Raw genomic sequence first — 24,088 nt, 5'->3', positions numbered from 1 at the left:
CCTCGGTATCAAAAATAGATACTTCAAGATACCATGCATCGGCCTGGTCATCAAATACGAGACTTCCCAGCCCCGTCGGTCCGAACATGCACCCGTCTTGATTACGGAGTCAACCATGCGTGAACACCTGGGCTACATCCTCTACTTCGCCGTGCTGCTGTATGCCTACGGCTCGCCGCTGCTGGTCTATCTGATCTACAAGGGCTACAGGCAGGGCCGTGCCCTGCGCAACACCGCCTTGTTCCTGTTCAGCGTGCCCGTGGCTGCCGCGCTGCTCTACGGCCTGTTCTGGGCGGGCTTGCTGACCGTCTCGGCCATCGACGCGATGCGGCGCTGAGGAGGCCGTGATGAAACAAGCCACCTTCGCCCCCGCCGTGTCCACGCGTTCGGCCGTGCCCTTGTGGCTCGGTGTGCTGGCGCTTGTGCTGCTGGCCGCCTTCATGCCGCCGCTGGCGCAAGCCCCGCATTTCCATGACTTCGCCGACCAGCGCAGCTGGCTGGGCCTGCCCTGCGCACTCGACGTACTGAGCAATCTGCCGTTCGCGTTTTTCGGCCTGCTGGGCCTGTACGTGCTGCGCCGCGTGCCCACCGCTGCGCTGGAGCAGCCGCAGCGCCAGCTGGCCGCGCTCTTCTTCGTGGGCCTCATCGTCACGGCCCTGTGCTCGGCCTGGTACCACGTGGCGCCCGACAACGCGGGCCTGGTGGTGGACCGCCTGGGCATGACGGTGGCCTTCGCCGGCCTGCTGGGCCTGGGCGTGGCCGCGCATGTCGGCGGGCGTGCAGCAGGGTGGTTCGCCGCGGCCGTGCTGCTGTGCGGGCCGCTGGCCGTGGGGGCCTGGGCCGCCAGCGGCAACCTGCTGCCCTGGGCCCTGCTGCAGGGCAGCGGCATGGTGCTGCTGCTGGTGCTGGCGGCGGTGAAACCTTTGCCCGGGGCGCTGGCTGTGCGCTGGGGCGTGGTCATCGCCATCTATGCCGCGGCCAAGGCGCTGGAACAGTACGACGCGGCGGTGTACGCATTCACGGCACAGCTGGTCTCGGGCCACAGCCTCAAGCATCTGGTGGCCGCGTTCGCCGCATGGCCTGTCATCAGCGCGCTGCGCGCGCTGGGGCAGAATGCCATGCACATCTAAGAACAATTCAAGAGGAGCACGCCTTGCGCGACTTTGACAAGACCTGGCCGGCCGAGCCGCATGCCGCCGCCGATGCCCACCCCAACCAGTTTGCCCTGCTGCGCCAGCGCCGCTTCGCGCCCTTCTTCTGGACGCAGTTCAGCGGCGCCGCCAACGACAACCTCTTCAAGTTCGCCTTCACCGTCATGGTCACCTACCAGCTGCAGGTCAGCTGGCTGCCGCCGGCCATGGCGGGCCTGGTGATCGGCGCACTCTTCATCCTGCCCTTCCTGCTTTTCAGTGCGACCAGCGGCCAGCTGACCGACAAGTTCGAGAAGACGGCCATGATCCGCTTCGTCAAGAACCTGGAAATCGCCATCATGCTGGTGGCGGCCTGGGGCTTCATCATGGCCAACGTGCCGGCGCTGCTGTTGTGCACCTTCATGATGGGCCTGCACTCCACACTCTTCGGCCCGGTCAAGTTCGCCTACCTGCCGCAGGTGCTCAGCGAGCGAGAGCTCACGGGCGGCAACGGCATGGTGGAGATGGGCACCTTCGTGGCCATCCTGCTGGGCAATGTGGTGGGCGGCATCATCGTCGCCATTCCCGAGGTGGGGCACCAGAACGTGGCCTTCGCCTGCGTGGCCCTGGCCGTCGTCGGCCGCCTGTTCGCGGCGCGCATCCCCACCGCGCCAGCCACCGACCCCGGCCTGAAGATCAACTGGAACCCCGTCAGCGAGACCTGGCGCAACCTCAAGCTCGCACACGGCAACATCGTGGTCTACCGCTCGCTGCTGGGCATCAGCTGGATGTGGTTCTTCGGCGCTGTCTTCCTGAGCCAGTTCCCCAGCTTCGCCAAGGAAGTGCTGCACGGCGACGCGCACGTGGCCTCGCTGCTGCTGGTGGTGTTTTCCATCGGCATCGGCATCGGCTCGCTCATGTGCGAAATGCTCAGCCGACGCCACGTGGAAATCGGCCTGGTGCCCCTGGGCGCCATCGGCATGACGGTCTTTGCCATCGACCTTTACTTCGCCTCGCACAAGCTGCCGGCGTCGGAGGTGATGGGCCTGGCCGCCTTCCTGGCCCTGCCCGCCCACTGGCGCGTCATGGCCGACCTGCTGCTATTGAGCCTGTTTGCCGGCCTGTACAGCGTGCCCATGTACGCGCTGATCCAGTTGCGCAGCCCGGCCACGCACCGTGCCCGCATCATCGCGGCCAACAACATCCTCAACGCGCTCTTCATGATCGCCAGCTCGCTGATCGCGGGCGCGCTGCTGGCCATGGACGTCACCATCCCGCAGATCTTCTTCCTGGTGGGCCTGGCCAATGCCGTGGTGGCGCTCTACATCTTCCTGCTGGTGCCCGAGTATCTGCTGCGTTTCGTGGCCTGGGTCATGAGCCACTTTGTCTACCGCTTCAAGGTCACGGGCGATGAAAACATCCCCACAACGGGCCCCGCCATCCTGGCCTGCAACCACGTGAGCTTTGTGGACGCGGTGCTGCTCATGGCGGCCAGCCCGCGGCCCATCCGCTTCATCATGGACCACCGCATCTTCAAGATCCCGGTGCTGGGCTGGCTCTTCAAACTGGCCAAGGCCATCCCCATCGCCCCGCGTGCCGAAGACCCGGCGGCCTACGACGCGGCCTTCACCGCCGCCGCCCAGGTGCTGAAAGAAGGCGACCTGCTGGCCATCTTCCCCGAAGGCGGCATCACGCACGACGGCACGCTGCAGGAGTTCAAGGGCGGCCTCATGAAAATCCTGGAGTTGCAGCCCGCCCCCGTGGTGCCCATGGCGCTGACCAACCTCTGGGGTTCCTACTTCAGCCGCGCCGAGCTGGTGGGCGGCAAGCCCACGGCCATGGCCAAGCCGTTCCGGCGGGGGATTTTCAACACGGTGGGCCTGAATGTGGGAGCGACGCTACCCGCGGATCGAGTGCAGCTGGATGAGCTGCGGGAGAGGGTGGCTGGATTGTTGGCAAAAGAGGCGTAAATAACATTTTGGCGATTGGGTTAATAGGGCACTGCTCTGTTCATCCTGAGGGGCGAAATCAAGAATCGAACTACACTGTTCAGCTAAGGAATCGGAGGCCAGAGTGACAAACATACTAAGAGACATAGACTTTGGAAATGAAGCTGGGGATGACGCTGATCCTGAGCAGTTGGCAAAGTATTTTGTTGAGCAGTCGGCCTTCAAAAGGTTTTTGCTCGAAGACAACAAGATACTTGTTGCTTCTGCAAAAAAAGGCGTCGGAAAATCTGCGCTTCTCCAATGGGCGAGCCATCGCCTGGCGAGTTCTGACGCAGATGCACTCGTCATCAAGTGTCGAGGCGCAGACTTGGTTCGTGCCAAATTTGGTCTCTCATCGCCCCTGGTTACGCCAAACGATTACATAAATGATTGGATGATTCGTCTTTGCGCCCTCGTGAACCGCGAGCTAGCGAAGCGAATGAATCTGGCGCTTACAGATGACTCAATTACTCTTGTCGAGACGGCTGAGCTAGACGGCTACAAGTCCAAAAATCTCGTGAGTTGTCTTGTTGAAAGATTCGACAGAATTCTCGGTGATGGGCATCCGAAGAAGCTCCGCGCTCCGAACGAGTTGGAGCTACTTAAAAGAGTGAAAGATCGAAAGGTTTGGATTCTGATCGACGACCTAGATGCAACGTATCAGAACACCAATCAGGAGTCCTTGGCACTCAGCACTTTTTTCTCGGCATGTCGTTACTTGGCGCAAGACTTAAAGGGAATTTTTTTCCGAGCAACAATGCGCACTGACGTCTGGGCATTGATTCGTCGATATGACGAATCTCTCGACAAGATGGAGCAGTATGTGTTCGAAATACTCTGGTATCAGGAGGATTTTCTTAGGCTGCTTTATCTCCGGATCGCGACCGAAATCGAGAGATCTGGCAACAAAGTTCCCCCCATGCCGCGCGGCCTTTCGGAGGAAGAGGGGCATGAGCAGCTTCTTGAAAGGGTGTTCGCTCCAAAGATGGAGTGGGCCGAAAAGATGGTCGATACCTACAAAGTTATCTACACGCTTTCTTACGAGCGACCGCGCTGGGCCATTCAGCTGTGCAAGCTCGCTCAGGCCTCCGCACTGAGGCATCGACGTACAGTAATCACGAAAGAAGACTTGGATCTTGTGTGGGGCGAATACGGGGCGAAGCGTATAGCCGATCTGGTTGCAGAGCATAAGCATCAGTGCCCACAAATCGAGGAGCTCCTCAACGGCTTTCGCGGCGCGGATCGGCTGATGCCACGGGATAAGCTTTTCAGCTGGATTAACAACCGCATCCTCAATCACCTTACTCCCAGAATCGAAGGCGAGAATGCGCGATCGCCGAAAGAGGTCGCCCGATTCCTGTATCGCATTGGTTTCATTATGGCCAGAAGTGAATCAAACGCCGGATATGAACACTATCGCTTTGACCAGATGCCCGACTTCCTAACTTCGCGGACAGATGATGACTTTGGGCTTGCGTGGGAGATCCACCCTTGCTATCGAGAAGCTTTAGATATCAGAAAGCTCGATAAGTCGCACCGTGAGAAGTTTTCTCGACTACGACGTGGCCGTTGAGTTCAAGGTTCGAGCTTTCGTGCTTCTTGTTCTCAGTTCAGCGTGATAGCGGAGCGCGGAAATGAGTTCTGCATTCCAATATCTTTAGGCTGCTGCTCGGTGTAAGACAGAGCAGCACGCGCAGGCAATGACGGAGGCGTCCATGAAGAAACTCCCATTCAGCAAAGCCTTCACCCTGCTCGAGCCCGGCCCCGTGGTGCTGGTCACCACGCACGACGGCAAACAGAGCAACATCATGACCATCTCGTGGACCATGGTGGTGGACTTCACGCCGGTGTTCGCCCTCACCACCGGGCCGTGGAACCATTCCTTCGCCGCGCTGCGCAAGACGAAGGAATGCGTGATCGCTATTCCCCCTGTGGACCTGCTGGATAAGGTCGTCGGCATCGGCACCTGCTCGGGCACGGACACGGACAAGTTCGAGAAATTCAAGCTCACGCCGCTCAAAGCCAGCAAGGTCAAGGCGCCGCTGATCCAGGAATGTCTGGCCAACATCGAGTGCCGGGTGATCGACTACAACAGGAAACACGGCGTCGTTTTCCTGCGGGGCGTGGCCGCCTGGGTGGACGCCACGCGCAAGGAGCGGCGCATGTTGCATGCCGTGGGCGACGGCACTTTCATCGCCGATGGCCGCAAGCTGGACCGTCGCCAGGCCATGCGCTCCAAGCTGCCGGTGGGCGTTTAGTGCGTGGTTCGCGCCGGACTGCGGTCGTCCAGGCCGACGTTGTCTAATGTCGGCTGATATGAAAGTGATCGCCCTGTCCGGCAGCCTGCGTGCGGCCTCCATCAACACGGCCTTGCTGCGCGCCGCGGCAAGATTGGCGCCGCAAGGCATGCAGGTCGAAGTGTTCAGTGGCATAGGTGATCTGCCGCTGTTCAACATCGATCTGGAGGCATCCGTTCCCCGTCCGGTCGCCGAGCTGCGCGCCGCCGTTGCGGGTGCGGACGCCCTGATCGTCGCCAGCCCGGAGTACGCGCATGGTGTGTCGGGGGTCATGAAGAACGCCCTCGACTGGCTGGTCAGTCTCGAATCCTTCATCGACAAGCCGGTGGTCCTGCTGAATGCACAACCCCGAGCCTATTACTCGGATGCCGCGCTGCGGGAAACTCTCAAGACCATGTCCGCCGCCGTGATCGAGTCCGCATCGGTCGGCATCCAGCTGACAGCGGACACCTTGACGGAAGAGGGCATGCTGGCATCACCGCCCGTGGCCCATGCCATAGCCTCCGCGCTGGCGGATCTCGGGGCGGCCATCACAGGAAGCCCTGGCAGCCCGGGGCCGGCCTTTCCCGTACGCTGAGCCCGCGTATGAGCTACCGCCCCATACGCCTGCCACCCGGGGTTGATCTGCGCCGTGCGCTCGAAGAAGCCGCACAGAGCGAGCCCACGGGCTCGGCCTTTGTGGTCGCCGGCATCGGCAGCCTGGTCCATGCCAGGCTGCGTTTGGCCGATGCCACGGAAGAGACCACGCTGAGCGGCCCCTTCGAGATCCTCACGCTCTCCGGCACGCTCACGCCCCAGGGGGCGCACCTGCACATGTCTGTGTCCGACGCACAGGGCCGGGTCTTTGGCGGGCACGTGGTCCATGGCAACGAGGTCCGGACGACGGCGGAGGTCCTGCTGGCCACGCTGCCCGACTGGCGACTCGCACGCGAGCCCGATGCGGGTACCGGTTACCAGGAGCTGGTGGTGCGCCCCCTGACATAACGACGTCCCAAAAAGTATCCAATAAGGATACTTTCGGTTTTCAGAAACAGAACCGGGCTATCCAGGCGCTTCCTTTTGAAGCGTTCCGCTGCACAGTCCGCTGCATGTTCAACAACCCCAAGGGGTCCTACATGCAAGTGCTCATCCACCGTGATTCCAAAGCCTGGTCTCTCCAGGTCTGGGTTTCCTTTCTGCTGGCTGTCTTTCTCTGCGGCGTGGGCCTGGCCTGGTTGCCGGGCAAGGACCTGGACCGGGCCTTCATGGTCATGGGGTACTTCTTCTGCCTTTCGGCGGCCTTCGTGCTGGCCAAGTTCGTGCGTGACAACGAGAAGGCGCAGGCCGAGGGCAAGGCGGCCGACTCGCCGATGTTCAAGTTCGTGGTGTGGATCGGTTTCTTCCTGGCCATGGCGCTCACGGGCTGGGGTCTGCTGCGCATGGAGATCAGCGAGACCTACAAGGCCTTCCTGGGCGTGAGCTGGCTCTACCTGATCACCACCACCTTCACGCTGGCCAAGACCCTGCGTGACGGGCACGAAGCCGACCTGGCCGAGGCCCGCCTGGAAGGTCGCCGTGCTGCTGCGCGTGGCGAATGAATGACACCAAGACACCAGGAGTCATCATGAAACAACGTTATCTCTCTCTGGCCCTGGCTGTTGCCATGGCCCTGGGCAGCGTGACCCTGCCGGCCCGTGCCCACACCGAGGCCTCGGCGCTCAGCACGCTCTCGGCCCTGCCCATCGCTTCGGTGGTGGTCGTGGGCAGCGCGGCCGCCGCCGCGGTGGTGATGGTGCCGGTAGCGCTGTCCGTCAGCGGTGCGGTGCTGATCGTGAAGACCGTGGAGTCCACCGCGCGTGGCACCGTCTATGTGCTGGAGCGGGCCTCCGACGGTGCGGTGGCCAGCATCGAGATCGTGGGCAAGGGCCTGGGCGCATCTGTTGTGGGCGTGGGCACGGTGCTGGCCGTCAGCGTGATCGGCGCGGGTGTGGTGCTCTCGGTGGCGGGTGAGGCCATCGCCTTCATTCCCAATGCGCTGGGCCGGGCCCTGCTGCACAACGAGCGGGTGGCGCTATGAAGTTCACACGCTTATGGTTTGCAGGGCTGCTGGCGGCCCTGCTGCTGGCCGCGGCGCCGGCCCACGCCGGGCGCAGCTGCGAAAACCGGCCCTTGCAGGCCATCACCGTAGAGCGGGGCCTCACGCTGGCCGAACGCACGCTGCAGGCGCTCGACGCCAGCGGCGCGCAGGTGGTGCTGCTGGCGCGCGCCGGGCAGGACTTGAGCAAGTACGGCCTGCGCTGGTCGCATCTGGGCTTTGCCTACAAGCAGCCCGACGGGCAGGGCGGGCATGTCTGGCGCGTGCTGCACAAGCTCAACCACTGCGGCACGCAGGAAGCGGCGATCTACCGCCAGGGCCTGGGCGAGTTCTTCCTGGACGACCTCTGGCGCCTGGAGGCGGCCTGGGTGGTGCCCACGCCAGAGGTGCAGGCGAAATTGCACGCACTGCTGCTGCACGAGCAACGCGCGACCGCACTGCACCACCGGCCCTACAACATCGTGAGCTACCCCTGGAGCCAGAAGTACCAGCAGAGCAACCAGTGGGCCATCGAGACGCTGGCCGCGGCCATGGAGCCCACGGTGTATTCACGCGAACGCGCCCAGGCCTGGCTGCAGTTCAAGGGTTACCAGCCCAGCGTGCTGATCATCCGGCCCCTGACGCGCCTGGGCGGGCGCATAGGCGCCGCCAATGTGGCCTTCGATGACCACCCGAGCGAGAAGCGTTACAGCGACCGCATCGAGACGGTCACGGTGGACTCGGTCTTTGCTTGGCTGCAGAACGCCCAACTGGGCGGGGCGCCGGTGCTGTTGCGCTATTGAGCGGCTGTCGGAGGGGTGCGCAAGTTCGGCCTGACCCGGGCTTGCACCTCCCTTTTAGCCCTTCAGTTTCCCCGGGTTTTGATGTCCTAAAGCATTATTAATTGCAAATCATTCTCACTTGCAATAAGATCTGTCGCTTTCACCAACAGGGGATAGCGATGGCGAGCGTGCGAAAACGAGGTTCCGGAAAACCATGCAAGGAAAAGGATCAAATCTTTAGTAAGCACCAGCTTGCGACGGCATTGACGCTGTTCTGCGCGGGTTTGGCACAGGCCCAGAACACGCAGGAAGGCGTGTTGCCCAGCGTGGAAGTGGTGGCCCCGGCGGTGTTCGGGGTGACGCAGAACCTGGGCTCGGTGGTGGGGGCCGGCGCGCTGGGCAACGTCACCCAGAAGGACACCCCCTTTTCCAGCGCGGTGGTGAGCAGCGAGCAGATCCAGGAGCAGGCCCCGCAGAAACTGGGTGATCTGTTCAACCAGGATGCCTCGGTGTCCGACAACACCGGCGCCAACACCGCCTGGGGCACCTACCTGACGGTGCGCGGCCTGGACCTGGACTGGCAGAACTCCTACCGCATCGACGGCAAGCCCTTCCTGGGCTATTCAACGACCTTGCCCTACGAGCACTTCGAGCAGGTCGAGCTGTTCAAGGGCGCATCGGGTTTCATGTACGGTTTTGGCGCGCCGGGTGCCGTGGTGAATTACGTCACCAAGAAGCCGACCGATACGCCCACGCGCAGCGTCACGCTGGGCTACAGCACCAGCAGCCTGGTGCGCGCCAATGTGGATCTGGGCGGCCGTGCAGGTGGCGACGGCGCGCTGGGCTACCGGGTGAACGTCACGCGTGAGCAGGGCACGGCGCCCAACGGCGGTGCGCTGGAGCGCAGTTCCATGCTGCTGGCCCTGGATGCCAAGCTCAGCGATCGCCTGACCTGGGATTTCCAGGGCCTCTATCAGGAGCGCCTGGCCAAGGACACCGAGCCGACCATCAAGACCGGCAGCTACACCGGCGCGCAGCTGCCATCGGTCGTCAAGAACGACCAGAAGCTGGTCGGGCCGGGCAGCTACACCGACAACAAGTTCGGATACCTCGCGACCGGCCTCAAATACCAGCTGAACCCGGACTGGCAGGCGCAGACCAACTTTAGCCACAGCGAAAGCAAGACGCGCCGCAACGAGCAGATCCTGAACGTACAGAACGTGGCCGGCAACTACAGCGTCGACCGCTCCGACTACGGCGAGCGCTACCAGTACAACTACTGGGACGCCATGGCCACCGGTCGTGTGGCGACCGGCACGGTGCGCCACAACCTCGTGGCGGGGGTGTCCTGGCAGCAGCAGGCGAACGACTACGCCAACGCCAGTGTGTGGAATACCGGGGTGGGCACGGGCAACCTGTACGCGCAGAACACCGTGGGCTACACCAGCGTGGGTTCTTTCGACGCGCTGCAGCTCTACCGCGCGGTCGAAACCACGCAGAAGACGGCCTTTGCCAGCGACCGGGTCGAGCTCACCGATCGTTGGTCGGTGCTGGGTGGCCTGCGCTGGACCAACTACGAGCAGAAGAGCATGAATGCCGCCGGTGCGGTGACATCGATCTACGAGAAAAGCGGCGTGGTGACGCCGACCCTGGCGCTGATGAACAAGCTGACACCGCAGAGCATGGCTTACGCCAGCTACGTGGAGTCGTTGCAGCAGGGCACGGTGATCACGGCCGGCAGCGGCTACGCCAATACCGTGGGCGAGATGCTGGACCCCATCACCAGCAAGCAGTGGGAGTTGGGCGTCAAGACCGACAGTCCGCAATGGTCGAGCACGGCGGCCCTGTTCCGGGTGGAGAAGAAGTCCGAATACAAGAACGCCTCGAACTTCCTGGTGCAGGACGGCAAGTCGATCTACCAGGGCCTGGAGCTCGGTGCCACGGCGCGCCTGAGCAAGCTGTGGAGCGTGGGCGGCAATCTGATGCTGCTGGACACCGAGTACGTGTCGGGCAGTGCCAACAACGGCAACGACGTCGTCGGCGCGCCCAAGGTCGTTGCGACCACACAGGTGGCCTACCGCGTGCCCGATGTGCAAGGCCTGCAGGTGCGCCTGGGCGCCAAGTACACCGGCGCAACGCCGCTGCGCGCATCCAACGACCTGTCGGTGGACAGCTACACCCTGGTCAACCTCGGGGCGTCGTACGACACCAAGCTGCAAGGTTATGCAACGACCTACCGCGTGAGCGTGAACAACCTGCTGGACAAGCAGTACTGGATGTACCAGTACGCCGACTACATCAAGGCCGGCGACTCGCGCTCGATCAACGTGAGCGCGACGGTGAACTTCTGAAGAGGCAAGGGCAACAGGAGGGCCGGGCACGTCGCACGTCCAGGCGCGGCGTGCCCGATTTTGGGAGAGACAGAGGATGATGAAAAGCCAGACGATACGGACCTGGTCCTGGGTGCACAAATGGAGCAGCCTGGTCTGCACGGTGTTCATGCTCCTGTTGTGCCTGACCGGCCTGCCACTGATCTTCCACCACGAGATCGGGCACCTCACAGGGAGCGAGGTTACGACGGCGGAGATGCCGGCCGACACACCGCGCTACAAGCTGGACGGGGTGGTCGAGCAGGCCAGAGCCAGATTCCCGGGCAAGTACGTGATGTACATGAGCCAGGAAGAGGACGACAAGACCTTCTGGTACGTGTCGCTGGCAGACCGGCTCGACGAGACGGAAAAATTCGAAGTGCTCGCCATCGACGCCAGGACCGGCGAGGTCCTGAAGGCGCCGAATTTCTCCGAGGGCTTCATGTACTGGATGGCCCGCCTGCACATCGATCTGTTCGCGGGCCTGCCGGGCATGCTGTTCCTGGGTTTCATGGGCCTGCTGCTGGTCGTCGCCATCGTGTCGGGCGTGGTGCTGTATGCCCCGTTCATGCAGAAGCTGCCCTACGGCGAAGTCCGCAAGGACAAGTCGCGCCGTGTGCGCTGGCTGGACCTGCACAACCTGCTGGGGATCACCACCACGGCCTGGGCCCTGGTGGTCGGCCTGACCGGTGTGATCAACACGCTGGAACAACCGGTGGTCAACTACTGGCGCGAGCACCACCTCACCCCCTGGCTGCAGCAGTACGGCGATGGCGCAACACCGCCGCAGCATACCTTTGTGTCGCTCGACGCCGCAGTGCGTCAGGCCGAGGCGGCCGAGCCGGGCATGACCTTCAGCTACATCGCCTTCCCCGGGGTGCTGGGCGGCACGCCGCACCACTATGCAATCTACATGCGCGGCAACACACCCCTGACGTCCAAGCTGTACCAGCCCGTGCTGGTCGACGTGAAGACCGGGCAGCTGGCCGGCTCGGTGGAACCGCCCTGGTATCTCAAGACGCTGCACCTGTCGCAGCCTCTGCATTTCGGTGACTACGGCGGCTTGCCGATGAAGGTCCTGTGGGCGCTGCTGGACATCATCACCATCGTTGTGCTCGGCAGCGGCCTGTACCTGTGGCTGCGCAAGCCCAACGGCCATAGCGAGACCGGCAACAAGTCGACGCAGGCCCAGGGGCTGGTGCACACCCAAGAGGGCGGCGTATGACTGACAAGCGGGCCCTGCCGGTCTTCCGAATCCCCTTGATGCTGGCCGCAGTGACGGTCGCGGGCCTCGTGGCCGGTCTGCTGGGGGACGGTCTGCTGGATGTGCTGGCGTGGCTCGCTCTGGGTTTGCCTGTGCTGGCCTGCGTGTACAAGTGCACATGATCCGCTTGAATCGCTGAGCTTTTGCGCCAGCCGGGTCTGGCGGGCCGAGGCAGGGGTAAGATGGCTGGCAAGAACAGCCAGGTGGAGACGCCAAGCCATGCAGATTGTGATCATTGACGACGTCGAGGCCAATCTGTTGCTGCTCAAGCACTTCATCACCCAGCTGGGTGAATCGCACGAGGTTCAGGCCTACACCGACCCTTTGCAGGCCCTGGCCCATTGCCAGGCGGCGACGCCCGACCTGGTCATCGTGGACTACATGATGCCGGAGCTCGATGGCGTGGCCTTCATCCAGCGCTTCCGTGCCACGCCAGGGCGTGCCGACATTCCCCTGCTGATGGTGACGGCCAACGACGAAATGGACGTGCGCTACCGCGCGCTGGAGGGCGGCGCCAACGACTTCCTCACCAAGCCGCTGGACAAGATCGAGTTCAAGGCGCGCATGCGCAATATGCTGGCCCTGCGCGCCAACCAGAAGCGCCTGGAAGACCGCGCCAGCTGGCTCGCCGAAGAGGTGCTCAAGGCGACCGACGAGATCGTGCGGCGCGAGCGCGAGACCATCCTGCGCCTGTCCAAGGCGGCCGAATTCCGCGACCCGGAGACGGGGGACCACATCCAGCGCATGGCCCACTACTCCTGGATGATCGCCGTGCGCCTGGGCCTGCCACTGGAGCAGCAGCAACTGATCCTGGAGGCCGCTCCCATGCACGACGTGGGCAAGGTGGGCATACCGGACAACATCCTGCTCAAACCCGGCAAGCTGGACGACGCGGAATTCGCCATCATGAAACAGCATCCGGTGATCGGCCACCAGATCCTGTCAGAGAGCGGCTCGCCGCTGTTGCAGATGGCGGCCGTCATCGCCCTGAGCCACCACGAGAAATTCGACGGCAGCGGCTATCCGCTGGGGCTCAGGGGCGACGCCATCCCCCTGGTGGGGCGCATCGTGGCCGTGGCCGATGTCTTTGACGCATTGACCTCGGCGCGTCCCTACAAGCCCGCCTGGGACATGGAGCGCGCGGTGACCTTCATGCGCGCACAGCGCGGCGTGCATTTCGACCCGCAGTGCGTTGATGTCTTCCTGGACCGGCTCGACGAGGTCGAGACCGTACGCCGGCGTTTCGTCCCCACGCACTGAGGCCGCTCAGGCTGGCTGGCTCAGGAAGCGGGTGAGCGCTGCGTCGAGCGCTTTGAGTTCGGCTTCGAGCTGCGGCAGCAGAGGGGCTGCTTCATCGGTCGCGCCCTTCGCGCCGATCACCTCGATCTTGCGGCTCAGCGCCTCGGCCGGTTCGGCGCCGAAATTGCCCAGCAGCCCGCGCAGTGAATGCGCGCTGCGCTGCAGTAGCTTGGCATCGTTCTGCGCGAGGGCCTGCCGCATATCGCGGATCTGAACGGGCCAGTTGCCGCGGAAAGAGTCTCCGATGATGCGCACGACCATCACATCGGCCTGGGCCAGTGCCGCCGCGTAGTCAAAAGTCACGTTGGCGTCAGGTTGGGGTCTGGGCGCTGGCGCCGACACCTTGGCCGTCGGCAGGATCAGCTCGCCGTCGGCGGAGAGGCTGCCTGGCATGGTCGGGCTGTAGCCGGCGTCCTGCCAGCGCAAGGCGGCCCTCAGCTCGTCGATACGGATCGGCTTGGACAGGTACTCATCCATGCCGGCGGCCAGGCAGCGCTCGCGGTCTTCCGCCATGACGTTGGCCGTCATGGCAACGATACGCACGTGTTCACGGGTGCTGCGCTCGTGGGCACGGATGCGGCGGGTCGCCTCCAGCCCGTCCATGACCGGCATCTGCATGTCCATCAGGATCAGGTCATAGGGCATGTCGCCGCGTGTGGCCATCTCGACGGCCAGGGCGCCGTCCGGGGCGATCTCGACTTCATGGCCTTCGCGTTCCAGCAGGTTGAGCGCAAGCTTCTGGTTCACCTCGTTGTCTTCCGCCAGCAGGATGCGCAGCGAGTTGGCCGCGCCAGCCATGTCGGATGCGTTGTCCATGGACATGATGTCGCTGTTCGATTCGCTGTGGTCGATGTCGAAGGCGGTGGTGAAGAAGAAGGTGCTGCCTTTCCCCGGTGCGCTGCGCACCCCGATCTCACCCCCCATCGCGTGGACCAGCTTGCCGCAGATGGCCAGGCCCAGGCCCGTGCCGCCGAAGTGGCGCGTGATGGACGCATCGGCCTGGGTGAAGGGGTCGAAGATGGATTTCTGCTTGGCGGGCTCGATGCCGACGCCCTGGTCCTGCACCTCGAAGCGCAGGACCACCTGCCCCCGTCGGTCGGGCTGACGCAGCACGCGCACCTGAACGATGCCCTGCTTGCTGAACTTGATGGCATTGCCGATCAGGTTGACGAGGACCTGGCGCAGGCGGCCCGGGTCGCCGATCAGATGGGGTGGCACGGTGGCCTGCGGCTCGTACGCCAGGCGCAGGCCCTTGAGGCGTGCCTGCATGTCCAGGCTGTTGAGCGTGCCGCGCACGAGTGAATGCGGACGAAACGGGCGCAAGTCCAGCAGAAGCTGGCCCGCCTCGATCTTGGAGAAATCCAGGATGTCGTTGATGATGGCCAGCAGGCTGTCGGCCGATTTCTTGACCAGGCTGAGGTACTCGCGCTGCTGGTCGTCGAGTTCGGTTTCCAGGGTCAGCGCTGTCATGCCGATGATGCCGTTCATGGGCGTGCGAATCTCATGGCTCATCACGGCAAGGAATTCGCTCTTGGCGCGGTTGGCCGCTTCAGCGGTCTGCATGGCGTCCTGCAGGGCGCGCCGGCTGTCCTCGCGCTCTTCGATGACCTGCAGCACCACCCGCGACAGCGCGGCAATGTCCATGCTCTGGGCCGCCGGGGTGGAGGGCGCGTCGGGCAGCAGGTTGGACAGCGCGCGGCGCAGCGCCGTCAGGGCCTGCTCGCGCTGCTTCAGTTCCAGGCGCAGGCTGGCCGAGACGCGGTGCAGTGCTTCGAAGGTGGGGCGGAATTCCACGGGCACGGCTTTCACCATGTCGCTCACCAGCTCCTCGAAGCGCGGGTCGCTGGTGGAGAGGGAGGTGTCCATGCGCTGGAAGGAAGCCAGCCAGCGCTGCAGCGAATACCACATCACGAACAGGCCGCCCACCAGGCTCGCCAGCGTCATGGCCACGACGGTCTGCAGCAGCTTCCAGAGGTTGTGGGCCACGACGTCCACGGCAAAACGCAGGCGTAGCACGCCGTAGTCCTTGCCACCGGCCGTGATGGGGCGGTTGATGTCGTAGAGCAGCCCCGCCACCCGGTTGCGCATCCAGCCAGGGACGTAGCCCGTGACTTTGGCCGAGGCGTTTTCGCCTTGTACGATTCCGCCGCGCAGGTCGATGAAGGCGGCTGAGGCAAAAGGCGAACCGAGGATATTGCCCGCCAGCGTGCGCTGGATGACGTCGTAGTCGCCGATCACCGCGTTGTCGGAGATGGTCTGGGCCGTGGCTTCCACCAGCATGGTGGCCGTCTCCTGGACCTTTTCGATTTCCTCGGTGAACTCGTAGTAATAGAACAGCCACATGCCGGTGCCGAAGAACAGCAGGATGGTGATCGCGTAGAGCGCGAACACCCGCTTGACCAGCGAGTTGGGCAGCAGCTGTATCAGGGGCGAGAGCATGGCCGATCAGCGCAGCTGGACCGGAGCGGTCTGGTAGAAGCGGCGGTAGGCCGCATAGTCTGCCGCGCTGGCGGGAATGAAGTAGGCATCGGCCGGCAAGCCCACTTTCTGCGAGGTCTGGTGCAGGATGTCACGGCCCCTGGGGTCCTTGTGCATGTCCAGGAAGGCCTGGGCCACGGCCTGGGCATCCTTCTCGGGAACCTTGTTGGACACCATGAGCGCCAGGTCGTGGAAGGGCTCGGAAGTCCACAGCACCCGGAACTTCTTGTTTTCGCGTTTGGCGTAGCCCTCGATCAGCTGCGAGTTGCCGCCCACGGCCTTGGCCTTGCCGGCCATGAGCTGCGCCAGGGCGCCGTTCTGGTTGCCGCCGAACACCACCTTGACGTCAACGCCGCGGTTGAGCAGCTGCGCGTAGGGCACCTTGTAGGCCAGAAAGGCCTCGGGACCGGGGAAGGCGACTTCCTCGCCCTTGAGCTGAGCCAGATCGGTGATGGGCGAGTCGGCCGGCACGACGATCTGACCCTGGACGGCCGGCATCTGGCGCCGCCCGAACACCTTCCAGCCCAGCTGTTCCCGCTCGGGACTGAAGAGGTGGTTGGAGAAGACGAACTCGACCTCCTGCGTGAGCACATAGGCCGTGGTGTCGGCCGAGGTGCGCCCGATCTTCAGGCTCAGCTTGACGCCGCTCTTGTCCGCCACGTACTGGATGATGGGGTTCCAGTACGCGGCCGTCAGGTTGATGTCGAACTGGTTGACCGGAGAGAAGCGGTAGCCGCCATTGGCAGGCTGGCCCCAGGCCGGGGTGAGTATCAGCAGGAAGGCGGCAAGCGCCAGCAGTTGTTTTTTCATGGGTTGCAGTCTGTTTGTGCATGCGGCGCTGCCGGGTCAGCGCACCCAATCCAGCTTACTCCAGCCAGGACGCGCGCGCCAGAGTGTGGCGGCGTTGTATCCCTTCAAGACGCTACGATTTCACGAATCCTTCATGATAGATACCATGCCCCACGACGTCAGCCTCATTGCCATCATCGCCACCGGCTTCGGCCTCGCGATGATTCTCGGCCTGCTGGCCATCCAGCTCAAGATGCCGCCGTTGGTGGGCTACCTGCTGGCTGGTGTGGTCATCAGCCCGGCCACGCCGGGTTTTGTAGGGGACATTGGCCTGGCCGGCCAGCTGGCCGAGATCGGGGTGATGCTGCTGATGTTCGGCGTGGGCCTGCACTTCTCCATGCGCGAGTTGCTCGCGGTGCGGCGCATCGCCGTGCCGGGCGCCATCGTGCAGATCGCGGTGGCCGTGGCCCTGGGCATGGGGGTCAGCATGGCCTGGGGCTGGCACTGGGGCGGGGCGCTGATCTTCGGTCTGTGCCTTTCGGTGGCCAGCACCGTGGTGCTGCTGCGCGCGCTGGAGGCCAAGGGCCTGCTCGACAGCATCAACGGGCGTATCGCCGTGGGCTGGCTGGTGGTGGAAGACCTCGTCATGGTGCTGGTGCTCGTGCTGGTGCCGGCCCTGGCCGGTGTCATGAGCGAGGCGGGCGCAGGCAAGGTGGCCGATGCCGGCCATCTCTGGACCACCCTGGGCCTGACGCTGGCCAAGGTGGCGGCCTTCATCGCCGTGATGCTGGTGGTGGGGCGGCGCGTGTTCCCCAAGCTGCTGTGGTGGGTGGCGCGTACCGGCTCGCGCGAGCTGTTCACCCTGTGCGTGGTGGCCGCGGCCATCGGTGTGGCCTTCGGCGCCGCCATGCTCTTTGACGTGTCCTTCGCGCTGGGCGCCTTCTTCGCCGGCATGATGATGCGCGAGTCCGAGTACAGCCATCGCGCGGCCGACGAATCGCTGCCGTTGCGTGATGCCTTCGCCGTGCTCTTCTTCGTCTCGGTCGGCATGCTGTTCGACCCGGCCGTGCTCTGGCAGGAGCCGCTCAAGGTGCTGGCCGTGGTGGCCATCATCATGGTGGGCAAGACCCTGGCCGCTGTCGGCCTGGTGCTGCTGTTTCGCTACCCGCTCAACACCGCGCTGACCATCGGCGCCAGCCTCGCGCAGATCGGCGAGTTCTCTTTCATCCTGGCCGGCATGGGCGTGGCCCTGAACCTGCTGCCGGCCGAAGGCCAGAGCCTGGTGCTGGCCGGCGCGCTGATCTCGATCGCCGCCAACTCGGCCCTCTTCGCCGCCATCGGCCCCTTGCAGGCCTGGCTGCGCCAGCGTTCTGAACTGGTGCGTCGTTTCGAACAGCGCGACGACCCGCTGGCCGAGCTGCCCACAACCACCGATCCCAAACAGCTCACGGGGCAGGTGGTGCTGGTGGGTTACGGCAGCGTGGGCCGGCGCATGGCGGCCGAGCTGCGCGAGCAGGACATCCCCTTTGTCGTGGCCGAGCAGAACCGCGAACTGGTGGAGACGCTGCGCAAGGAGGGCATCCCCGCCGTCAGCGGTGACGCGGCCGAGCCCGAGGTACTGATCCAGGCGCACATCGCGCGCGCGGCCATGCTGGTCATCACCCCGCCCGATTCCATGCGCGCGCGTCGCATGGTGGAGACGGCCCGCGCGCTCAACCCGCAGGTGGAGATCCTCTTGCGCACCCTGAGCGAGGACGAAGCTCTGTTGCTGCGCCAGGAGGGCCTGGGCACGGTCTTCCTGGGCAAGGAAGAGCTCTCGCGCAGCATGAGCACCCAGGTGCTGGACCGCATGCGCCCGCACCACGGCAACGTGCCCGTACGCTCCTAGTTTCCGGCCCGGCATGGCTGAGGGTAAGATGAAACGCAAACCCATGAGGAGGACCGTTCCATGACCACAGCCCTGACGCACTGGCGTTTTTTCCGTGCCGGCGGCTTTGACCAGGTCCGACTGGACACCGCGGCCGAATTGCTCAACATCGGCCAGCTCGACCAGAAACTCTGGGTGGCCTTGTCCTGCCCGGTCAAGGGCATCGAGTTCGACGCCCGCACTCTGTCCTTTGTCGATGGTGATGGCGATGGCCAGGTCCGTGCGCCCGAACTGATCGCTGCCGTCGCCTGGGCCGGTGCGCGCCTCAAGGACAGCAATGTGCTGGCGCAGAAGCTGCCCGGTGTGCCCTTGGCCGCCATCCGTGACGATGATGAAGAAGGCGCGGCCATCGCCACCGCCGCGCGCGAGCTGCTGGCCGACATAGGCAGCACGGACGGCATGGTGACGGTTGCCGCCGCCAACGCTGCACAGACCCGCCATGCACAGCGTGCGCTGGCCGCCTGGGAAGCCGCCGGTGCGGCTGCGCGCCCGCTGGGCGACGCCACGGCCGCTGCGCATGAAGCCCTCGTGGCTGTGGCGGAAAAGGTGGAAGACTGGTTCGTGCGCTGCCGCCTGGCGGCCTTTGACGCGCGTGCCGGCGCGGCCCTCAATGCGGCCGATGCCACTCTGGCCGCGCTCGGGGGCGCGACCTTGAAGACCGACGACGAAGCCATCGCCGCATTGCCGCTGGCCCATGTGCAGGCCAGTGCGGCGCTGCCGCTGGGCAGCGGACTCAACCCGGCCTGGGCCGCGCGCATGGCCACCTTGAACCAGGCCGCTGTCCAGCCGCTGCTGGGGGATCGCGCGCTGCTGACGGCGTCTGACTGGACAGCGCTCAAAGCCAAGCTCGCACCCTATGCCGCCTGGCTGGCCGCCAAGCCCGATGCGGCGGTCGAGGCCGATGCCGTGCGCCAGTTGGAGCGGCTGGCCCATTACGTGCGCGACCTGCTGGCCCTGGCCAACAACTTCGTGGCCTTCCGTGATTTCTACACCCGCCAGGGCAAGGCCACCTTCCAGGTCGGCACGCTCTACCTGGACGGCCGCTCCGCCGAACTCTGCGTGGCCGTCAACGACGCCGCCCGCCACGCCACGCTGGCCACGCTTTCACGCATGTGCCTGGTCTATTGCGACTGCGTGCGCGGCAGCGAGAAGATGAGCATCGCCGCCGCCTTCACCGCCGGCGATTCGGACCAGCTCATGGTGAGCCGCAACGGCGTGTTCTACGACCGCCTGGGCCGTGACTGGGACGCCACCATCGCCAAGATCGTGGACCACCCGATCAGCCTGCGCCAGGCTTTCTGGTCGCCCTACAAGCGCGTGGCGCGTTTTGTCGGCGAGCAGATGCAGAAGATGGCCGCGAGCAAGGCCAAGGCCTCGGACGAGAAGCTGACCACGGCCGTGGTCGACGGCACCAAGAAAGTGGCCGCGGCCCCTGCGGCACCGGCCACGCCCCCGCCACCTTTCGACGTGGGCAAGTTCGCCGGCATCTTTGCCGCCATCGGGCTGGCCGTGGGCGCCATCGGCACGGCCCTGGCCTCGGTGCTGGTGGGTCTGCTGGCGCTCAAGTGGTGGCAGGTGCCGATCGCGCTGGCTGGCCTGATGCTGGCCATCTCCGGCCCCGCGGTCATCCTGGCCTGGTTCAAGCTGCGCAGCCGCAACCTGGGTCCCATCCTGGACGCCAATGGCTGGGCCATCAATGCGCGTGCCAAGATCAACATCCCCTTCGGTACCTCGCTCACGCAGACGGCCCACCTGCCGCCCAACGCCGAGCGCGCGCTGACCGATCCCTATGCCGAGAAAAAGCGGCCCTGGGCCCTGTATCTCGGTATCTTGGCGCTGGCTCTGCTGCTGGCTTTTGCCTGGGTGGCGCGCGACAGCCTGTTCAAGTGAGCGCGCGATGGGTGCAGGTTTGCACGCGCTGGACGCCGTTTTGGGAGCGGTGCACCCGCAGACCCGGGCCCAGGGGCGAGGCCCGGTCTCCTTTGACAAGCTGGTGCTGCCCCGCGGTTTGTCGGCGTTGGTGCTCGCGCCCCACCCAGATGACTTCGACGCCATAGCCGTCACCCTGCGTCGCCTGCATGCGCAGGGCATGCGCCTGCACCTCGCGGTGTGCACCACGGGCGCCAGTGGGGTGGAGCCAGGGTTTGCCGGGGCACAGACCGATGAGGCCAAGGGCGCGCTGCGCGAGTTGGAGCAGACTGCTAGCTGTGCCTTCTTCGGTTTGCCTGCCGCGCATCTGGAATTTCTGCGTCTGCCGAACGACGAAGGTGGCGACCCGCGCCTGGATGGGACCAACCACGCCACCGTGCAGCGCCTGCTCGTGCAGCACCAACCCCACTGTGTCTTTCTGCCGCACGGCAACGATAGCAATGTGACCCACCAGCGCACCTATGCGCTGATCGACGCCGTGGCGCGGCAGATGCCTTACCCCTTGTGGGCCTGGCTTAACCAGGACGCCAAGACACTGGCCATGCGGCAAGACCTCTACACACCATTTGATGAAAACGCTGCGCGGTGGAAGGCCGAGCTCTTGCGTTTTCATGCCTCACAGCATCAGCGTAACCTCAACACGCGGGGGCATGGCTTCGATGCGCGCGTGCTGCGCATCAACCAGCAATCGGCCACTGCGGTTCAGGCGGCTCAGCCTTATGCCGAAGTGTTCGAACTCAGGCGGCTCGGTTGATGCGTTGGTGCCTGCCCCCGCGGCCTAGATGCCGCGGGCCCGGTCGGCTGCGAACTGCTGCATGAAGGCCGCGTAGGCCCCGGCGTCCAGCGCGGCACGCACCTCGCGCATGAGGTTCAGGTAGTAGTGCAGGTTGTGCACCGTGTTCAGCATGGGGCCCAGCATCTCGCCGCAGCGGTCCAGGTGGTGCAGGTAGGCGCGGCTGAAGCCGGCACGCCCACCGTCGTTCCAGCTCACGCCGGCCGTGCCTGCGCAGGCGTAGCAGGTGCAGGTGGGGTCGATGGGCTGCGGGTCGGCCTTGTGGCGGGCGTTGCGCAGCTTCAGGTCGCCGTAGCGCGTGAAGATGGTGCCGTTGCGCGCATTGCGCGTGGGCATCACGCAGTCGAACATGTCCACACCCTGCTGCACGCCGTAGACCAGGTCCTCCGGCGTGCCCACGCCCATGAGGTAACGCGGCTTGTGCGCAGGCAGGCGGTGCGGCGTGTGCGCCATGATCTGGTTCATGAGCTCCTTGGGTTCGCCCACGCTGACGCCGCCCACGGCGTAGCCAGGGAAATCCATTTCCACCAGAGCTTCCAGCGATTCCTGGCGCAGGTCTTCGAACATGCCGCCTTGCACGATGCCGAACAGCGCGTTGGGGTTCTCCAGCCGCGCGAATTCCTGTTGCGAACGCAGTGCCCAGCGCCGGCTCATCTCCATGCTCTTGCGTGCTTCCGCCTGCGTGGTGATGTGGCCGCTGCCTTTCTCGCCCTGCCAGTAGGGCGTGCACTCATCCAGCTGCATCACGATGTCGCTGTTGAGGATGGTCTGGATCTGCATCGAGACCTCGGGCGACATGAAAAGCTTGTCGCCGTTCACGGGTGAGGCGAAGTGCACGCCTTCCTCGGTGATCTTGCGCATGGCGCCCAGGCTCCAGACCTGGAAGCCGCCCGAATCCGTCAGGATGGGTTTGTGCCACTGCTCGAAGCCGTGCAGGCCACCGAAGCCCTGCATGATGTCCAGCCCCGGGCGCATCCACAGGTGGAAGGTGTTGCCCAGGATGATCTGCGCGCCCATTTCTTCCAGGCTGCGCGGCATCACGCCCTTGACGGTGCCATAGGTGCCCACGGGCATGAAGATGGGGGTCTCGACCACGCCGTGGTTGAGCGTGAGACGGCCGCGGCGCGCGTGGCCCTCGGTCTTGAGCAGGTCGAATTTCAGCATGGTGAGGGGGAGATTCTAGGTTGCCCCCTCAAACCCGGGCTCAGAAGCGGTTTTGCTGCGCGCGCCGCTTCCAGACCTGCCAGGGGCGGTCCAGGTGTTCGTCGTTCATGTCGGAGGCGGCCTTGGCTTCTTCCGGCGTGAGGAAGTTGATCTCGCCCATGCGCATGGCCTCGCTCTGCAGGCGGGCGTTGCCCTCGGTGTAGATGGCGCGGAACACCACCTGCTGGATCGAGAAGCCCACCACCACATTGCCATGCCCGCGCATCAGCGCCACCGCGGCCTGGCCCAGATCGGCCGCCAGGGCCTTGCCCAGGGCCTGGTTGCGGATCAACAGGTCGGTGCTCTCACCGGCCGCCTGCCGGATCTCGAACACCGGCACCTGCGCGCCGAGGAAACCGCTCATGTGGCAGATCGGGCGCAGGCGTGCGCTCGTCACGCCAAAGGGGATCACGGCCGGCGAGTGGCTGTGGATCACGGCCATCACATCGGGGCGGGCGCGGTAGACCTCGCTGTGGATGAACCGCTCCACATAGGTCTTGCGTCCGCGCTTGTCGTGCACCTCGCCGTCCAGGTCGCAGACCACGATATCGTCGGTGGTCACCAGGCCCGGGGCCATGCTGCGTGCGATCAGGAAGCGGTCGGGCTCCTTGTCGTGGCGTACGCTGATGTGACCAAAGCCGTCGAGCACGCCCTCGTTGACGAGGATGTGGTTGGCGACCACCAGGTCATCGATCAGGGCGGGGCTGGCTGGGTGGGGCATGGCAGGGGTCTCCAGGGTAAAGCCCGGGCGGCCGGGCTTGTGCAAGTGCTATGTATGGTTATCATCTTAAAACGAATTCAAGAGGAGACTTCATGAAGCTGCTGCACCGCATTCCTGCCGGCCTTGCGCTGGGGCTCACGCTGCTGGCATCCGCCAGCGCGCAGAACTTCCCGCAACGCCCCATCCAGCTCGTCGTACCCGTCTCGGCCGGCGGCGGCACCGACGTCATGGCCCGCACCGTGGGCCAGAAGGTGGGTGAGCTGCTGGGCCAGCCCGTGGTGGTCGAGAACAAGACCGGCGCCGGCGGCAACATCGGCGTGGAGTTCGTGGCCAAGGCCAAGGCCGACGGCTACACCCTGCTGTTCTCGCCCAGCACCATCGCCACCAATGTGGCCGTGTACCGCAAGCTGCCCTACGACCTGCTCAAGGACTTCCAGACCGTGGCCCTGGTCGGCCAGACCGACGTGGCCCTGGTGGTGCATGCGTCGGTCAAGGCCAGCACGGTCAAGGAGTTCGTGGACCTGGCGCGCAGCAAGGCGGGCGCGCTCAACTACGGCTCGGCCGGGCAGGGCAGCTCGCAGCACCTGACGGCCGAGTACTTCAACCAGCTCGCCGGCATCACTTCCAACCACATCCCCTACAAGGGCCAGTCGCAGGCCATGAACGACCTCGTGGGCGGCCAGATCGACTACATGTTCAGTCCGCTGCAGAACGCCCTGCCCTACATCAAGCAGGGCCGCATCCGTGTGCTGGCCGTGGCCGCCAAACAGCGCCACCGCGAACTGCCCCAGACGCCCACGCTGGTCGAGTCCGGTTACCCCGGCGCCGAGGTGTCCAACTGGTTCGCGCTCTACGCTCCGGCGGCCACGCCGCCGGCCGTGGTCAAGCGCCTGCACGCCGCTTACACCCAGGTGCTCAAGCAGCCCGAGACCAAGGCCAAGCTCGAAGGCATGGGCTTCGACATCGTCTACGCCACGCCGGACCAGGCCACCGACTTCATGCGCTCCGAACTCGTGCGCTGGTCGCGCGTGGCCGCGCACGCGGGCATCAAGGCCGAATAAACGCG

The 24,088-nt window shown here is 64.7% G+C and carries 22 protein-coding genes; 18 read left to right on the top strand and 4 right to left on the bottom strand.

Going from position 1 to position 24,088, the window contains the following annotated elements; translation table 11 throughout:
• Positions 1 to 115: 115 nt before the first annotated feature.
• From AC07NT_RS17210 to AC07NT_RS17145, 14 genes are all read left to right on the top strand, one after another.
• Positions 116 to 337, top strand: coding sequence for a hypothetical protein (locus AC07NT_RS17210; RefSeq protein WP_498599813.1), 222 nt, complete (start codon positions 116 to 118; stop codon positions 335 to 337).
• A gap of 10 nt (positions 338 to 347) precedes the next feature.
• Entirely contained in the window at positions 348 to 1,130 is a 783-nt protein-coding gene (locus tag AC07NT_RS17205) for a hypothetical protein (RefSeq protein ID WP_498599814.1), read from the top strand.
• A gap of 23 nt (positions 1,131 to 1,153) precedes the next feature.
• Positions 1,154 to 3,100 carry an MFS transporter gene (locus AC07NT_RS17200; RefSeq protein ID WP_498599815.1) on the top strand — a complete coding sequence of 649 codons (1,947 nt, stop codon included), beginning with the start codon at positions 1,154 to 1,156 and terminating at the stop codon, positions 3,098 to 3,100.
• Positions 3,101 to 3,203: 103 nt separating this feature from the next.
• The gene (locus AC07NT_RS17195) at positions 3,204 to 4,691 is read left to right on the top strand and encodes a P-loop ATPase, Sll1717 family (RefSeq protein WP_498599817.1); all 1,488 of its coding nucleotides are present in this window, start codon (positions 3,204 to 3,206) and stop codon (positions 4,689 to 4,691) included.
• A gap of 142 nt (positions 4,692 to 4,833) precedes the next feature.
• The gene (locus AC07NT_RS17190) at positions 4,834 to 5,376 is read left to right on the top strand and encodes a flavin reductase family protein (protein WP_498599818.1); all 543 of its coding nucleotides are present in this window, start codon (positions 4,834 to 4,836) and stop codon (positions 5,374 to 5,376) included.
• Between the two features lie 58 nt (positions 5,377 to 5,434).
• A complete protein-coding gene (locus AC07NT_RS17185; protein ID WP_498599820.1) occupies positions 5,435 to 5,992 on the top strand; it encodes an NADPH-dependent FMN reductase in 558 nt (185 codons plus the stop codon).
• Positions 5,993 to 6,000: 8 nt separating this feature from the next.
• Positions 6,001 to 6,399, top strand: coding sequence for a PPC domain-containing DNA-binding protein (locus tag AC07NT_RS17180; RefSeq protein ID WP_498599822.1), 399 nt, complete (start codon positions 6,001 to 6,003; stop codon positions 6,397 to 6,399).
• 131 nt (positions 6,400 to 6,530) lie between these two features.
• Positions 6,531 to 6,992 carry a YiaA/YiaB family inner membrane protein gene (locus tag AC07NT_RS17175; RefSeq protein WP_498599824.1) on the top strand — a complete coding sequence of 154 codons (462 nt, stop codon included), beginning with the start codon at positions 6,531 to 6,533 and terminating at the stop codon, positions 6,990 to 6,992.
• 26 nt (positions 6,993 to 7,018) lie between these two features.
• A complete protein-coding gene (locus AC07NT_RS17170; RefSeq protein WP_498599826.1) occupies positions 7,019 to 7,471 on the top strand; it encodes a hypothetical protein in 453 nt (150 codons plus the stop codon).
• Entirely contained in the window at positions 7,468 to 8,271 is an 804-nt protein-coding gene (locus AC07NT_RS17165; protein ID WP_498599827.1) for a DUF2145 domain-containing protein, read from the top strand. Before AC07NT_RS17170 ends, AC07NT_RS17165 begins: the two co-directional genes overlap by 4 nt.
• Before the next feature lie 242 nt (positions 8,272 to 8,513).
• Positions 8,514 to 10,601 carry a TonB-dependent siderophore receptor gene (locus tag AC07NT_RS17160; RefSeq protein WP_498599828.1) on the top strand — a complete coding sequence of 696 codons (2,088 nt, stop codon included), beginning with the start codon at positions 8,514 to 8,516 and terminating at the stop codon, positions 10,599 to 10,601.
• A 76-nt stretch (positions 10,602 to 10,677) separates the two neighbouring features.
• Complete coding sequence (locus AC07NT_RS17155) at positions 10,678 to 11,844, top strand: PepSY-associated TM helix domain-containing protein (protein ID WP_498599830.1); 1,167 nt, start codon at positions 10,678 to 10,680, stop codon at positions 11,842 to 11,844.
• Positions 11,841 to 12,005 carry a hypothetical protein gene (locus tag AC07NT_RS17150; RefSeq protein WP_498599832.1) on the top strand — a complete coding sequence of 55 codons (165 nt, stop codon included), beginning with the start codon at positions 11,841 to 11,843 and terminating at the stop codon, positions 12,003 to 12,005. Before AC07NT_RS17155 ends, AC07NT_RS17150 begins: the two co-directional genes overlap by 4 nt.
• Before the next feature lie 97 nt (positions 12,006 to 12,102).
• Complete coding sequence (locus tag AC07NT_RS17145) at positions 12,103 to 13,143, top strand: HD-GYP domain-containing protein (protein WP_498599834.1); 1,041 nt, start codon at positions 12,103 to 12,105, stop codon at positions 13,141 to 13,143.
• Between the two features lie 6 nt (positions 13,144 to 13,149).
• Here AC07NT_RS17145 and AC07NT_RS17140 read toward each other — a convergent pair whose 3' ends face one another.
• Positions 13,150 to 15,621: a hybrid sensor histidine kinase/response regulator gene (locus tag AC07NT_RS17140; RefSeq protein WP_498599836.1), complete on the bottom strand. Its 2,472-nt coding sequence runs from the start codon at positions 15,619 to 15,621 to the stop codon at positions 13,150 to 13,152.
• A 6-nt stretch (positions 15,622 to 15,627) separates the two neighbouring features.
• Positions 15,628 to 16,470 (bottom strand): phosphate/phosphite/phosphonate ABC transporter substrate-binding protein, encoded by an 843-nt coding sequence (locus AC07NT_RS17135; RefSeq protein WP_498599837.1) that lies wholly within the window; start codon positions 16,468 to 16,470, stop codon positions 15,628 to 15,630.
• A 145-nt stretch (positions 16,471 to 16,615) separates the two neighbouring features.
• Here AC07NT_RS17135 and AC07NT_RS17130 point away from each other — a divergent pair, with 145 nt between their 5' ends.
• Genes AC07NT_RS17130 through AC07NT_RS17120 form a run of 3 tightly spaced genes read left to right on the top strand, consistent with a single transcriptional unit; the run spans position 16,616 to position 21,059 of the window.
• Complete coding sequence (locus AC07NT_RS17130) at positions 16,616 to 18,337, top strand: cation:proton antiporter domain-containing protein (RefSeq protein WP_498599839.1); 1,722 nt, start codon at positions 16,616 to 16,618, stop codon at positions 18,335 to 18,337.
• Between the two features lie 60 nt (positions 18,338 to 18,397).
• Positions 18,398 to 20,266: a hypothetical protein gene (locus AC07NT_RS17125; RefSeq protein WP_498599840.1), complete on the top strand. Its 1,869-nt coding sequence runs from the start codon at positions 18,398 to 18,400 to the stop codon at positions 20,264 to 20,266.
• 7 nt (positions 20,267 to 20,273) lie between these two features.
• Positions 20,274 to 21,059, top strand: a complete 786-nt coding sequence (locus AC07NT_RS17120) for a PIG-L deacetylase family protein (RefSeq protein WP_498599841.1) — start codon at positions 20,274 to 20,276, stop codon at positions 21,057 to 21,059.
• Positions 21,060 to 21,083: 24 nt separating this feature from the next.
• Here AC07NT_RS17120 and tgt read toward each other — a convergent pair whose 3' ends face one another.
• Together tgt and AC07NT_RS17110 are read right to left on the bottom strand one after the other, a co-directional pair.
• Positions 21,084 to 22,262 (bottom strand): tRNA guanosine(34) transglycosylase Tgt, encoded by a 1,179-nt coding sequence (tgt, locus tag AC07NT_RS17115; RefSeq protein ID WP_498599843.1) that lies wholly within the window; start codon positions 22,260 to 22,262, stop codon positions 21,084 to 21,086.
• 40 nt (positions 22,263 to 22,302) lie between these two features.
• On the bottom strand, positions 22,303 to 23,022 hold the full coding sequence (locus AC07NT_RS17110) for a class II aldolase/adducin family protein (RefSeq protein ID WP_498599844.1): 720 nt from the start codon (positions 23,020 to 23,022) through the stop codon (positions 22,303 to 22,305).
• 92 nt (positions 23,023 to 23,114) lie between these two features.
• Here AC07NT_RS17110 and AC07NT_RS17105 point away from each other — a divergent pair, with 92 nt between their 5' ends.
• Entirely contained in the window at positions 23,115 to 24,083 is a 969-nt protein-coding gene (locus AC07NT_RS17105) for a Bug family tripartite tricarboxylate transporter substrate binding protein (protein ID WP_498599845.1), read from the top strand.
• Positions 24,084 to 24,088 lie beyond the last annotated feature (5 nt).

Source organism: Hylemonella sp. GW821-FHT10B10 (assembly GCF_059415585.1).
Note: the sequence above shows the minus strand (reverse complement) of the source record. Positions and strands in the feature narration are given on the sequence as shown.

What these genes read in the sequence shown, in the direction of transcription:
- AC07NT_RS17210 (WP_498599813.1), top strand. Translation starts at nt 116, where the DNA reads ATGCGTGAACACCTGGGCTACATCCTCTACTTCGCCGTGCTGCTGTAT.
- AC07NT_RS17205 (WP_498599814.1), top strand. Translation starts at nt 348, where the DNA reads ATGAAACAAGCCACCTTCGCCCCCGCCGTGTCCACGCGTTCGGCCGTG.
- AC07NT_RS17190 (WP_498599818.1), top strand. Translation starts at nt 4,834, where the DNA reads ATGAAGAAACTCCCATTCAGCAAAGCCTTCACCCTGCTCGAGCCCGGC.
- AC07NT_RS17185 (WP_498599820.1), top strand. Translation starts at nt 5,435, where the DNA reads ATGAAAGTGATCGCCCTGTCCGGCAGCCTGCGTGCGGCCTCCATCAAC.
- AC07NT_RS17180 (WP_498599822.1), top strand. Translation starts at nt 6,001, where the DNA reads ATGAGCTACCGCCCCATACGCCTGCCACCCGGGGTTGATCTGCGCCGT.
- AC07NT_RS17175 (WP_498599824.1), top strand. Translation starts at nt 6,531, where the DNA reads ATGCAAGTGCTCATCCACCGTGATTCCAAAGCCTGGTCTCTCCAGGTC.
- AC07NT_RS17170 (WP_498599826.1), top strand. Translation starts at nt 7,019, where the DNA reads ATGAAACAACGTTATCTCTCTCTGGCCCTGGCTGTTGCCATGGCCCTG.
- AC07NT_RS17165 (WP_498599827.1), top strand. Translation starts at nt 7,468, where the DNA reads ATGAAGTTCACACGCTTATGGTTTGCAGGGCTGCTGGCGGCCCTGCTG.
- AC07NT_RS17155 (WP_498599830.1), top strand. Translation starts at nt 10,678, where the DNA reads ATGATGAAAAGCCAGACGATACGGACCTGGTCCTGGGTGCACAAATGG.
- AC07NT_RS17150 (WP_498599832.1), top strand. Translation starts at nt 11,841, where the DNA reads ATGACTGACAAGCGGGCCCTGCCGGTCTTCCGAATCCCCTTGATGCTG.
- AC07NT_RS17145 (WP_498599834.1), top strand. Translation starts at nt 12,103, where the DNA reads ATGCAGATTGTGATCATTGACGACGTCGAGGCCAATCTGTTGCTGCTC.
- AC07NT_RS17140 (WP_498599836.1), bottom strand. Translation starts at nt 15,621, where the DNA reads ATGCTCTCGCCCCTGATACAGCTGCTGCCCAACTCGCTGGTCAAGCGG.
- AC07NT_RS17135 (WP_498599837.1), bottom strand. Translation starts at nt 16,470, where the DNA reads ATGAAAAAACAACTGCTGGCGCTTGCCGCCTTCCTGCTGATACTCACC.
- AC07NT_RS17130 (WP_498599839.1), top strand. Translation starts at nt 16,616, where the DNA reads ATGCCCCACGACGTCAGCCTCATTGCCATCATCGCCACCGGCTTCGGC.
- AC07NT_RS17125 (WP_498599840.1), top strand. Translation starts at nt 18,398, where the DNA reads ATGACCACAGCCCTGACGCACTGGCGTTTTTTCCGTGCCGGCGGCTTT.
- AC07NT_RS17120 (WP_498599841.1), top strand. Translation starts at nt 20,274, where the DNA reads ATGGGTGCAGGTTTGCACGCGCTGGACGCCGTTTTGGGAGCGGTGCAC.
- tgt (WP_498599843.1), bottom strand. Translation starts at nt 22,262, where the DNA reads ATGCTGAAATTCGACCTGCTCAAGACCGAGGGCCACGCGCGCCGCGGC.
- AC07NT_RS17110 (WP_498599844.1), bottom strand. Translation starts at nt 23,022, where the DNA reads ATGCCCCACCCAGCCAGCCCCGCCCTGATCGATGACCTGGTGGTCGCC.
- AC07NT_RS17105 (WP_498599845.1), top strand. Translation starts at nt 23,115, where the DNA reads ATGAAGCTGCTGCACCGCATTCCTGCCGGCCTTGCGCTGGGGCTCACG.